A 12,167-nucleotide genomic window follows, 5' to 3' on the forward strand; every position below is an offset into this window, starting at 1 on the left:
TCRRGAGCATTTTGCGAAGTACCAAAACACCAGTCCACAAGAGCTGCGAAGCCATATAAGCTGGCAAATACAGCGTGAAATATTTTTAGGCACTTTAGTCTCTAAAGCCCAATCCGCAAAAAATCCAACGGACTTAGTGCAGGCCTTGTGTAAACTAGTTTTGTCAACTTCCGAGGCAGCGTAAAAGTTGTAAAGTGCTGTTTTAAATTTAAAACCATCTGCTAACGGCTAACAGCTAGCCGCTGACTGCTAAAAAAGGCGCTGTCTTCATGCGACAGTACCTTTTAGTGATTAATGGCTATTATATTTTGTCATGTCCAGTGTCCCCAGCTGTTTATCGATCATGATGGAGTTGGTGACGGAACCAGAAACGTTGACCATGGTCCGCATCATGTCGATGAGGGGATCGATGGCCAGTATCGGGCCGATGAGGCTGAACGACGAGGCCATGCCGACGCCGGACAGGCTGACTGAAGCGGCCATGGTCGCCGTACCGGGAATCCCGGCAATGCCCAGTGAGCCGATGGTGACGACGATGACGGTCATGACCAGCATGGTAATATCCAGCGGCGTCCCGGTCAGATGGCAGACGTAGACGATGAGCATAGCCGGGAAGACGCCGGCACAGCCCTGCATGCCGGCTGTCGTGCCAAAGCCGGCAACAAAGCTCGCCGTTCCCTGATTGACGCCGAGGCGGGTAACCAGGGTTTCAATGGTGACCGGCAGGCAGCCGGCGCTGGACCGGGACGTAAAGGCCAGGATGAGCAGGGCCACGCTTTTCTTCAAGTAGTGAATGGGATTGACACCATGCAGCATGACGGCCAGGATCTGAATGATGAACTGGACGATAAGGGCGACATACAGGGCGATGATGAAGATGCCCACGTCGAGGATGCTTGCCAGGCCTTTCTGGGCAATAGTGTTAGCCAGTAAGGCGATGACCGCCCAGGGCATGTAGTCCAAGATGAGCAGGGCCATGTTCATCATGGTCTTGTGCAGGCCATCGATGAGTTTATGCAAAAAGGCTTCCATATCGGGCTTATCTGCTTTGATCCACCAGATGGCCCGGCCAAAGACGGCACCGAAGATGACCATGCCGATGACGTTGTTCTTGACCATGGAATCGACGAGGTTTCCCGGAATGAGAGCCCGCAGGGTCGAAGCCACGCTGACGACATCCTTCGGTTTGGCCCTGGCAGCTTCACTGCTGATGGCACTGCCCGAACCGACATCGAAAAGGATACCGAAGACGATGCCGATGACGGCGGCAATAGCCGTCATGACCAAGGTCACCAGCAATGTCCGCTTGACCAGGCGGCTCATGGTCTTGCCAGAATCCATATTGATGACGACGTGGGCAATAGAAATGATGACCAGCGGAATGACGATCATCTTGATGAGGTCGATATAGCCATTGCCAAAGAGCTGGAACCAGTTCGTCGTTTCCTTGATGAAGACGACTTTCGTCGGATCATCAGGGAAGCCAGCCATCAGCTGCATGACCAGGCCCAATAAAGCGCCGGCCACCATGCCGACGCAGACGACGAGCGAGAAGCCCATCTTGCACTTATGATAGAGATAATGAATAAGTCCGAAGAGAACAGCCAGGACAGCTAAGAATAAGACTGTCCGCCAATCGCTGATCATCAGGAAGGACGTAATTGGTAGTCTTTTGCAAAGGACTTTTCTGCTGTTTTATTGATGAAAAAATAGGCTGTCGTATTAAGACAGCCTATTTTTTGAGTGTTAAGTTTGTAGTTTGCAGTGAATGGTTTTAAATTTAAAGCCATCTTCTACAAACTACAAACTCCGTACTACAAACGATAAAGAGAAAGGGACCATGCATGATGGCAGAAACATTCGTGCAACAGCTCCTACGAGCCACGAGCCACTAACCCTAATACCATTCGTTAATCCAGTTCTTTTCGGTCGGGAAGAGATCCTGCAGGGTTTGCAGAGCCTTTTCGTTTCCCTGGAGTTTTTCGTTGAAGGCCAGGTCGTTTACATCCATGACTCCGAAAGCCAGCAGGGCCAGGGTGCCGATGGGCATGGTGACGTCCGGTTGTTTATTTTCTTCTTGGGTTACTTTGGGTTTACCATTGTTTACAGTCAGGGTAAAGGTCCCGCAGTTCCAATCTGCCAGGGGATCTTCTGTATGGAAGGTGACGGTCCCGTCAGCTCGATAAGGCAGCTGTTCCAGCGCCCCTTTGACGTCGACGATACGGCCTGTCATGAAGGGCATCGTTTCATGGCCCTGTTTCCCGTCGGGATAGAAGCGGTAGGACTGGTCATGGATGCCTTCATTCCACTGAAAGGCGTCGCCCTGGGAACGGTGGTTGTACATGTAGCCTAAGAGGCCGCGCTTGCCTTTGCGGCAGGTGTAAACGAATTCACCGCTGATGATGGTCGGTTCTCCCAGCTGATAGAAGGCATAGCCAATGGGTTCATCGCCATCGAAGCAGACGGCGATATTGCCTTCGGCCAACTGGGCTTCGATATGGCTCCGCCAGCTCGCTTCATCGCGCAGGGCATAGCCTGACAGGCCTTTCGTATAACCTTCATAAATGGCAGCCAGGTAAGGCCACTGGTCCGGGCTGTTGACAAAGGCATAGCGCACGGTCCGGTCCGTCAGCGGCCGCAGGGCTTCCAGATTCATCGTCTCTTTCCACTGATGGCAGTAGAGTTCATAACCATAGGGCTGGTAAAAACCGGCCTTGCTGGGCATGAGGATGTGGATATAATGACCGCGGCGCTTCATTTCTTTTAGGGCTGCCGTCAGCAGTTTCCCACCGACGCCGCTGCGCCGAGCTGCCGGGTGCGTCGCCAAACCGACGATATACGACGTGTCTACGGCTTTGCCGCGCAGACAGAGGGTGTACGGGTTGAGATGGGTCAGGCAGGCCATATCGTCGCCCTCAAAGCCCATGAGGACGTTTTCAGGCTGATAGAAATGGTTGAAGTACCACTGGAAAAAAGGATCTTCCCGATGTTCAAAACAGTAGTCCCAAAGGCTTTCGACGAGGCCCCGGTCCGATTCAGCCGCTAAGCGGAAGTGCATAGAAAAGCCCCCTTATTTCTGACGCAGTGTGACGTCGTATTTTTCGACGAAGTGATCCGGATTGTACGATTCCTTGGAATGGCGCAGGCCGGGAATCCCCATATCTTCTTCACGGTTGATATACGTCGTATGCGGCCAGGCATGGACGACGAATTCATGATTGATGACCTGATAGAGGCCGCGGATCGTCGGATCGCTCTTTTCAAAGTGGATGATGGCCGTATCATCGTTGAGCATCTCACCGATAGAGAAAGCGACGATCTTATTGTACATGCGGATGGCACCGCCCGTCGGCTGGAGGACTTCCCAGTTATTGAAGACCGTTTCGATGGCATGGCGTTCGCCCAAGAGTTCATCATCTTCGTCACCGGCTTCGTGCTGGTCGTACCAGGATTTTTCCGCAGCCAGACATTCATCGAAGATGTCTTCCGTAATGGGGACGTATTCCCAGTTGCCGAAATACTGATTGCGGAAGTGATTGAGATTGTTTTTCTTCTGGCGGTATTTCTTGCCCGATAAGTTGATCAGGCTCTGGGTCAGATAGACGTATTCATAATTGTCCCGGTCCGGCGTGAAGTCATAACAGTCTTCACAGAGGGCCTTGATACGTTCGACAGCTTCTGGTGTAACGCCTTTCATCAAGAAAGGATAGCCATGTTCATCGAACCATTCGTGCATGCGCAGGACGCCTTTGACGAAACTGCCGTCTTTGCGGGCGAAGGGCGGGATCCAGAACTGTTTCTTGCCGCGGCCTGAGCGGATATAGAGGACATTGTCTTCTTCGGCCCACTGGATTTCATAGGGCTTCTGCCAGGCAAAGAGCGTCATGAAGGTAGCGTCGGCCTGTTCATATCTTTTCTGATGAAAATAGTCATCTATAAGTGGTTTATCTTCTAAGCGAAAGTCTCTGAATTCAATAATGGTAATCTCCCCCTAAAATATTTACACCTTAGATACATAAGGATTGTCTTGGATATAAAAACGCCAGGGAAAATATTTCCCATGTACGGCGTAATCAATATGGATACGCGGCGAAACGGCCACTGTAAACGGGACCTCTTCTTCGGGATGGGAAATATACAGGCAGGAAGACGTCAAATCTAAAGCGTTTTCCTCGCGCGTAATGGCCATGGCCTGACAGAGCTTGCCCGGTCCATTGGTCAGGTTCCTGCCGGCTTTCCTGGCCTTCCGCCGTGCGGCCATGAGGTCTGTCCCGCAGATGGGTTCGATGGCCCGTATGAGCACGGCCTGGCCTTCGCCTTCGGGACCGGCGACGACATTGAAGCAGCAGTACATGCCGTAAATCAAGTAAACATAGCTGATACCGCCGGCATGGAACATCGGTGCCGTCCGCTTGGTCAGGCCGCGGAAGCTGTGGGCCCCATCGTCGGGAAAGCCGTCATAAGAACCGCCATAGGCTTCGGTCTCGACGATACGGCCGCTGCAGATGCCCTGTGGCGTTTCATGGATGACATACTGGCCCAGCAGGCGTGGGGCCAGCAGGCTGGCATCGACACAAAACTCGTCAGCTCTCCATCTGCGGCCTATCATTCTTTCTTGCGGTAGCCTAAGGAATGGGAAATTTCATAGGCATACTGACTCATAGTAAACAACATCTTCTGGCGGATGGAATCATAAAAGCGCATAGACGGCCCGGCAATGGTCAACGAGGCGATGACCTGGCCTTCAAAATTGAAGATAGGCACAGACAGGGCGAACAGTCCATGCTCGCTTTCATCCTGGGTAATGGCATAGCCGTTATGACGGATCGTAGCAAACTCTTCTTCAGAAATATTGCCGTATTTTTCGATATAGCGCTGGCGTTCGTCATCGCTCGTCCAGGCCAGCAGCACCCGGCCGGCAGCACCCTTATAGAGGGGCAGCGATTCGCCGATGGGAATGACCCGGCGCAGGGAATGGGTACTTTCGACGTGGTCCAGGCAGATGCGGCAGTCGCCTTCGGCAATGTAAATACTGACCGTTTCGTTAAACAACTGCTGTAAACGCCGTAAATATGGCTTGGCCAGGGTGATGACGTTTTCCGTCCAATGAGACGAATAGCCCAGCGCCAGGGCCCGCGGCCCCAGGCGGTACTGCTTGGACGTATCGTTGCGGGTCAGATACTGGCGCCGTTCCAATGTGTTTACAATGCGGAAAGCCGTCGACGTATTCAGATGGGTATGCTCAGCGATTTCCTTCAAGGTCATGCCCGTATTACATTCGACGAAGAGGTCGAGGACGTCGAGGCTCTTTTCCAAGGATTTCAATAAACTGCTGTGATGCTCTTCTTTTACCAATGGCTCTCACCCTTCCTTGGAATTACGATTTAACTTTCATGCCGATTTCCAGCGAATCCGGCGGGTCAGCGACGACGATATCCCCCTCGTCGAGACCATCGAGGATGACGACGCGGCCGTCTTCTTCATCGCCAGTCAGGACAGAACGGGCATCAGCCAGGCCGCTGTCATTGACAATGTAAACGAAGTCACCGCTGTCCTTTGTGCGGACTGCCGTCTTGGGGACGGTAATCTGGGAGACTTCTTTCGGCGTGGCAATGCGGACGTGATAGAATTCACCGGGAACGAACAGGCTCTTGGCGTTATTGAATGTGACCTTGGCCATATAAGAGCCAGTGGACGGATCTTTTTCCGTTGCCAGATAGGTCAGTTCCCCCGTCTCGGTTTCGCCCGAAGCGGCGATGATGGATACTTGCAGGCTGCCGTCTTTTTTGGCATCCTGTAAAGCCTGGATATACATTTCAGGGATGGCAAAGGTAGCAACCAAAGGAGACATCTGCTGAATCGTAGCCAGGACATTGCCGGCAACGGCAACGGACGGATTATCGGCTACAGCCGTGACCCGGCCGTCAAGAGGCGAATAAATCGTCGTATTCCCCATCATATCGCGGGCAGCCTGGACGGCCTGCTGCAGCTGGGCGATCTTTTCGTGGTCCACAGCCGGAGCTTCCTGGACCTGGACGGTCTGCGTCGTTTCACCTTGAGAAGATCCAGAAGAACTGCCGGAATCAGCCATCATCTGGTTGTATTCAACTTTCGATAAGGCCCCCATATTATACCAGGCCTTCAATTCAGCACGGTGACCGCTGTTGTCGCCGCCACCACCGCCGCCACTGCTGGCAGCCGGTACGGTAACGGTCTTGTACGTCGGCGTCGATGCCGAAGAAGCAGCTACCAGTTCCGCTTCGGCCTGATTGACACTCTGCTGATACGGTGCCGAATCGACTTGGACGACGACTTCACCGGCTTTGACTTCCTGGCCTACGGCCAGCGGTGTCGATACGAGTTTCCCCGATAACTTCGGCACGATATTGGTCATATGTAAGGCCGTAATGTTGGCATCCAGGGTCAGGGCCACAGGGTGGTCCGACTTGGAAACCGTTTCAGTTTTGGTAGACACGCTGTTGCCGCAGCCCGAAAGGACTGATACAGCCAAGGCAGCCGTACAGGCCAGGACGGCCCATTTCTTTAATTTCACGATATCCCCTCTTCACGCAGGTTAAAAAAACGTGTAATACAAGGTAACCAGTATGACCCCGGGCAGGCCGAACAGGCCGATGATGAGGCCTGTACCGACCGTAATCGGAACGTGCTGGAAACCAAAAAGATAGCCAAAATGGTTGACGCCGTACAGGACGATGAGCCCGACGACGACGTTGACCACTAAATGGCGCATAGGCGCCAAGATGAGCTTATGCACTAAGAACAGGACGAAAATGCCTGCGGCTATCCATAAATATTCCATAATCCCCTCACATTTCCTGCCGATTGGCAACAGCACCAGCCAGGGTTGCTTCATCAGCATACTCAATGTCGCCGCCCATGGGAAGGCCGCGGGCAATGCGGGTCACTCGGATGCCGGCCGTCTTGATGAGGCGGGCCAGATATAAAGCCGTAGCTTCGCCTTCCACGTCGGGATCCGTTGCCAGGATGACTTCCTTGACCGTCGTATTGCCCAGGCGCTGCAGGAGCTCGCGGATGCGCAGGTCTTCGACATTGACGCCATCCAGGGGTGACAAGGCACCGTGCAGGACGTGGTACAGTCCATGATAATCGCCGCTGCGTTCAATGGCCTGGACATCCTGCGGCGTTTCGACGACGCAGATGGTCGAGCGGTCGCGGCTGATGTCACTGCAAATCGGGCACGGGTCCTGGGACGACAAGTTGAAGCAGACCGAGCAAAAATGCATATTCTGCTTGGCATCGCGGATGGCATCGACGAATTCATCGACACGGCTGTTGGGCTGTTGAACGATATAATAGGCCAGCTTGCGGGCCGTCTTGACGCCGATGCCGGGAAGGCGGCGGAACTGCTCGGTCAGCTTATCTAATGGCGTATCCATTAAAACATGCCCGGCAGGTGCATCCCGCCCGTGATTTTGCTCATTTCCTGAGCCATCATGTCGTCGACTTTCTTGTTGGCTTCATTGACGGCTGCGACCATGAGGTCTTCCAGCATTTCTGCATCTTCCGGGTCGATGATGCTCGGGTCGATGTGGACGCTTTCGACATTCTTTTCACCATTCATGACGATAGTCAGGACGCCGCCGCCGACGGTAGCTTCGACGGTGCGCTTCTTCAAATCATCCTGGAGTTTCTTCATTTCCTTCTGCATTTTCTGTACTTTCTTCATCATACCTTGCATATTTCCACCAAACATGTGCGTTTCCTCCTAATTTTCGTGTAAACTTATTTTTTATTTTCTATATATATATTACAGTCTCCTACGTTTTTAAGCAATGGTTCCAGGGCGGCTCTTTCCGCTTCATCCATATCGTCTAACGAAGCCGGCTGCCACGCCGTTTCATCGCCTGGCCCTCTGGCTTCCTGAGCCGGCGCAGGAGCTGGAATATCTTCGGTTTGTACTGGAGCTTTTTCTACGGCCTTTACGGGGGGGCAATTCACTCTTTTTTTTTTCGTATCCCGAAAGTTCCGCATCACCTTCCAAAAAGCCCTGCATGTGGTACGTGCCGCCCAGTATCTGAGATAAAGCGGCATCGGTGAATTTGAAGTAATCTTCCCGATTGGCCCGTTTCACCATGAAGGCCGTCTTAAAGGCGACGATGACCTGGCCTTCGCCGATGTAAACGACGCGGCCATTGCGGATACAGGACAAGACGGCTTTCTTCTTTTCCTTGTCGAGAATGGCACACATCTTTTTCCAGACGTCTTGGTAGGCTGCCGACTCGACGGGGGGCCGTGCTGCCTGAACAGGCGGCGTTTCCGGCGCTTTGTTGTCGGCCGGAGCCGCGGTCTTTACGACAGGTGCCGCCGGGGCTGGAACTGCGGGCTCAACGGGGCGCACCGGCTGAGGGACTGGCGCTGCCGCTTCCCGGGCTGCCGGACGGACGGCCGGAGCCGGTTCGGGAGGGGTAAACTCATCTTCCGGGAAGGGGACCGCTTCTTCCGGACCATAAGCCCCGCTGTAATCGTCTTCTTCCGGTACGGGGATGACGTCCGGCTTTGTGGCAGCCGCCGTCTTGGCTTTTCTCCCCGAAGCCTGGGGAGCCACAGCCGATATACTGACGGCAGGCGGCTGGGTCAGCTGCCGCGCTGCCATGAGCAGGCCCATTTCCACGGCAATGCGCGGAACCGGCGACGTCTTGGCCGTCAATAAGGCCTGCTGCAAAATCGCCAGGACCTGAAAAACACTATCTGCCGTCCATTCGCCGGCCTGCCTGCGAAGTTCATCGAGGCAGTCATCATAAGCTGAAAGAGTATCCAACGAAGGCGCAGCCTGACAGAGCATGACAGCCCGCAGATGGGCCAGCAATTCCGTCAGGATGACCCGCGGCTCCTTGCCCATGTGGATGACGTCATCGACAGCCTTGATGATGACATCGCCTTTCCCATCGAAAATAGCCTGGGTCAGGGAAAACAGCCAGTCTTTGCCGATGAGGCCGAGTAAATCGCGGACGACGCCTTCGTCGATAGTGCCGCTCGTGTTGCTGACGCACTGGTCGAGCATACTCAGGGCATCGCGCATGCCGCCGTCGGCCTGGACGGCCAGGATATGAGCCGCACCCTTGGTCAGGTCGATCTGTTCCTGACCGGCCACGTATAGCAGGCGCTTGGCAATATCGTCGCTGGTAATGCGCCGGAACTCATAACGCTGACACCGCGACAGGATGGTCATGGGAATCCGTTCCGGTTCGGTCGTCGCCAGGATGAAGATGACATGGGCCGGCGGTTCTTCCAAGGTCTTCAGCAGGGCATTGAAAGCTTCGGTCGTCAGCATGTGCACTTCATCGATGATATAAATTTTCTTATGCCCTTCGGCAGGCATGAATTTAATCGTTTCCCGCAGGTCCGGATATCCTCGATGCTGCGGTTGGAAGCGGCGTCGATTTCGACGACATCCAGGGATTCGCCGCTCATGATGTGGCGGCAGACTTCACATTCGTTGCACGGGTGGGACGTCGGCCCGTGGACACAGTTCATGGCCCGGGCAAAAATTTTAGCCGTGCTCGTCTTGCCCGTCCCGCGGGGGCCGGAGAATAAGTAAGCATGGGCTACTTTGTCCGTATCTATCGCTTTTTGCAGGGTTTCCGTAATGTGGGACTGGCCGACGACATCTTCAAAATTCCTGGGCCTCCACTTACGGTATAACGCAATATATGCCATGAGTCCTTTTCCTTCCGTATACGAAAAAAAAGCAGCTAACCGCTGCTTTTACCAACTGAAAAGTACTCGTGTATGATAACCCGCCAGGTTTCCTCGTGGCACATGGAAATGTCTACTTATTGCTGCTTCCTCTCGGACCTGACAAGGTTCATAGATTCCCATTGCACAAGCCCCGGCGGATTACCACGCACCAGTACTTTTATTAAGTTAGCTATATTATTATATCGTGAAAAACGAAGTTTGGCAAGGAAAATTTCCCTTTTTGAGAGAATTTAGTGGTTAGGGGCTAGGAGCTAGGGGGGGTAGTGGTTAGTAGTTAGTGGTTAGTAGTTAGTGGTTCGTGGTTAGTGGCTTGTAGGGGGCTCCACGTGCGAACCCCTACAGAAAAAAAGGACCCCTCGCACGAAAGCTTCTACCATCATGCGAGGGGCTTTTTTGGTCAAAAACAACCTCTCAGACCGCCTTCGGCGGCCAGCTCCCCTATAAGGGGAGCCGCTAGCCACGAACAACTAGCCACGAGCCACTATCTTAGTGATTCTGCCAGATATCTACGCGGCGGTTGTCAGCGCGGCCCTGGTCGGTGTCGTTGGTGCTGACGGGATCTGTCTTGCCTTTGTAGTCGAGCTGCATCTGTGTTGCCGGGATGCCCTGGCTTTCAGCATAGGCTGCAACGTTGTCTACGCGGCGTTTCGAGAGGTCATCGTTGTAAGCATCGCTGCCTTTAGCATCGGTGTTGCCGACGAGTTTGAACGTATCGTTCGTGTTTGCTTTAGCAACCTGGACGAAGTGGTCCATCTTAGCGCGTTCGGAAGGAAGCGGCTGGTCTTCGTCGAAGCCGAAGTGAACGCTTTCAACGTAGTAGTCGTTCTTCTGGACCGGCGTTTCAACGACCGGTGCCGGAGTCGGTTCCGGCGTGTAAACCGGTTCCGGAGCCGGAGCTTCTTTGTGGCCGCCGCCGAAGCGATAGGAGAGGCCAGCGATGAAGCCTTTGTAGGAGATGTTAGCGTCGTCTTTCAATGCACCGAAGGTGTTGTCGCCTTCATCAGCCAATTTGGTGTTCAAGTAACGATAGCCAGCGCTGATGTCGAGGTCCGGTGTGATGCTGTAGCCGAGGCCAGCTTCCCACATGGTCGTCTTCTTGGTACCGACAGCGCCTTTAGCGTAGAAGTCGAGGTTCTTAGCCAGCGGAGCTTTGGCGATCAAGCCGATCTGAGCGACGTTGTTGGTGTCGTTAGCATCGCCACCGAGATCGTTTTTAATGCGGTTCCAGCCGGCGTAAGCGGCGAAGTTCTTGTTGATGGAGTAAACGAGGTTTACTTCGTGTTCATCGCCATCGGTCTTGTAAGACTTGTTGTTGTCGCTCTTGGTCTTCAAGCCGTAGTAGTTATACTGTAAAGCCCATTTGTCGGAAAGGCCGTAGCCGAGGCCGCCCTGGAAGTCCCATTTGGAATCAGTGTCTTCCTGACCACCTTTCCATTCGTCTTTGGCCCAGTTGCTGGAATCAACCGAAGCTTTCGGGTTCCAAGCGCCTAAATCGAGCTGCCACTGTCCCTGGTTCCACTGCGTCTGCGGCGTAGCGAAAGCAAAGGAAGTAGCGCAGGCTGCCATGACTGCAGCCAGTACTAAAGATTTCTTTTTCATCATAATCCCAGCTTCCTATTGATATTTAATAGTGCCACCTATGACATTATTATGTTCTAGTATACCATATCTTTGTCACAAGTGCGTCACACTATTTCATGATTTTTAGTCATATCAGGACTATTCCCCATACTTTTATGATTATTCCCGGCCGACGTAAGAAATGATGGCGTCCAGGATATGCGGCAATTTCCGGCTCACACTGTCGATATGGACGCGTTCCGTCCCTTCGTGCAGGTCCTTACCCCATGGGCCCAGGAGGAGGAAGGGAATCTGTAATTTTTTCAGACTGTCCAAGTCGAAGGGATAGGCCTTGCCCCAGAGGAGCAGGTTCTTTTCGACCATACTTTCATCGAAATCGGGGTCGACGCAGCAGTAGCTGCAATCGGAAACACCGTTGAAATAGCGGTCGAAGCGGACATCCATCAGAGTCGGGATTTTTTCCAGCAGGTCCGTAAAGGCCGGCGTCGGGAACGACAGGCTGTCAGCCGCCGGATAACAGGGCGGCGCAAAGGCGACGACGGCCATGGGCGCCGTCATGCCTGTGAAATCGAGGATCTGCTCCAAGAGATGTATCGTCTCTTCGACATAAGTACTGCTGCCTTCCTGCAAGGCGACGAAAGAAGCCTGTTTGGCCGCTTCATAGAAGACGTCGAAACCGGGATAAGCCGAAGCCTGCTGCAAGAGCTCATCGGCACTGCAGACGGAAACAGGCAAATCACTGCCCATGGTCTGCTGCAGGTCGTGGACAGCCCGCCGCGTTTCTTCCAGCAGGACGTACATGACGTCATCGGGCGTCTTGTCGTAAGTCAGCAGATTCAGGCTGA

General features: G+C 53.6%; 11 protein-coding genes, 1 other RNA gene and 3 pseudogenes. 1 reads left to right on the top strand and 14 read right to left on the bottom strand.

The window, feature by feature from the left end; all coding sequences use genetic code 11:
• Window positions 1-184, top strand: a pseudogene (locus tag NM10_RS14200) (IS701 family transposase); the annotation flags it as partial.
• A 107-nt stretch (window positions 185-291) separates the two neighbouring features.
• Here the strand turns inward: NM10_RS14200 and NM10_RS08580 are convergent.
• The 14 genes and pseudogenes from NM10_RS08580 to NM10_RS08635 form a co-directional block, all read right to left on the bottom strand.
• The gene (locus NM10_RS08580) at window positions 292-1,647 is read right to left on the bottom strand and encodes a cation:dicarboxylate symporter family transporter (RefSeq protein WP_020311188.1); all 1,356 of its coding nucleotides are present in this window, start codon (window positions 1,645-1,647) and stop codon (window positions 292-294) included.
• A gap of 250 nt (window positions 1,648-1,897) precedes the next feature.
• Complete coding sequence (locus NM10_RS08585) at window positions 1,898-3,058, bottom strand: GNAT family N-acetyltransferase (RefSeq protein WP_020311189.1); 1,161 nt, start codon at window positions 3,056-3,058, stop codon at window positions 1,898-1,900.
• Window positions 3,059-3,070: 12 nt separating this feature from the next.
• On the bottom strand, window positions 3,071-3,985 hold the full coding sequence (locus NM10_RS08590) for a DUF2156 domain-containing protein (RefSeq protein WP_335340751.1): 915 nt from the start codon (window positions 3,983-3,985) through the stop codon (window positions 3,071-3,073).
• Between the two features lie 15 nt (window positions 3,986-4,000).
• Complete coding sequence (locus tag NM10_RS08595) at window positions 4,001-4,609, bottom strand: DNA-3-methyladenine glycosylase (protein WP_020311191.1); 609 nt, start codon at window positions 4,607-4,609, stop codon at window positions 4,001-4,003.
• Window positions 4,606-5,355: an IclR family transcriptional regulator gene (locus tag NM10_RS08600; RefSeq protein WP_020311192.1), complete on the bottom strand. Its 750-nt coding sequence runs from the start codon at window positions 5,353-5,355 to the stop codon at window positions 4,606-4,608. Before NM10_RS08600 ends, NM10_RS08595 begins: the two co-directional genes overlap by 4 nt.
• Before the next feature lie 22 nt (window positions 5,356-5,377).
• Window positions 5,378-6,553: an efflux RND transporter periplasmic adaptor subunit gene (locus NM10_RS08605; RefSeq protein WP_020311193.1), complete on the bottom strand. Its 1,176-nt coding sequence runs from the start codon at window positions 6,551-6,553 to the stop codon at window positions 5,378-5,380.
• 21 nt (window positions 6,554-6,574) lie between these two features.
• Entirely contained in the window at window positions 6,575-6,820 is a 246-nt protein-coding gene (locus NM10_RS08610; RefSeq protein ID WP_020311194.1) for a pro-sigmaK processing inhibitor BofA family protein, read from the bottom strand.
• Window positions 6,821-6,827: 7 nt separating this feature from the next.
• Window positions 6,828-7,418, bottom strand: coding sequence for a recombination mediator RecR (gene recR, locus NM10_RS08615; protein ID WP_020311195.1), 591 nt, complete (start codon window positions 7,416-7,418; stop codon window positions 6,828-6,830).
• Window positions 7,418-7,735 carry a YbaB/EbfC family nucleoid-associated protein gene (locus tag NM10_RS08620; protein WP_020311196.1) on the bottom strand — a complete coding sequence of 106 codons (318 nt, stop codon included), beginning with the start codon at window positions 7,733-7,735 and terminating at the stop codon, window positions 7,418-7,420. The genes recR and NM10_RS08620 overlap by 1 nt, the downstream gene beginning before the upstream one ends.
• 144 nt (window positions 7,736-7,879) lie before the next feature.
• Window positions 7,880-9,211, bottom strand: coding sequence for a hypothetical protein (locus tag NM10_RS15290; RefSeq protein WP_442852357.1), 1,332 nt, complete (start codon window positions 9,209-9,211; stop codon window positions 7,880-7,882).
• Window positions 9,212-9,226: 15 nt separating this feature from the next.
• Window positions 9,227-9,699 (bottom strand): annotated as a pseudogene (gene dnaX, locus NM10_RS15295) (DNA polymerase III subunit gamma/tau); the annotation flags it as partial.
• A gap of 49 nt (window positions 9,700-9,748) precedes the next feature.
• Window positions 9,749-9,913: signal recognition particle sRNA large type (gene ffs / locus NM10_RS13330), an RNA gene on the bottom strand.
• 314 nt (window positions 9,914-10,227) lie between these two features.
• Window positions 10,228-11,343 (bottom strand): OmpA family protein, encoded by a 1,116-nt coding sequence (locus NM10_RS08630; protein ID WP_020311197.1) that lies wholly within the window; start codon window positions 11,341-11,343, stop codon window positions 10,228-10,230.
• Window positions 11,344-11,481: 138 nt separating this feature from the next.
• Window positions 11,482-12,167, bottom strand: a pseudogene (locus NM10_RS08635) (M20/M25/M40 family metallo-hydrolase); the annotation flags it as partial.

The sequence above is a fragment of the Megasphaera sp. NM10 genome (assembly GCF_000417505.1).
Classification (GTDB): Bacteria; Bacillota; Negativicutes; order Veillonellales; family Megasphaeraceae; genus Megasphaera; species Megasphaera intestinihominis.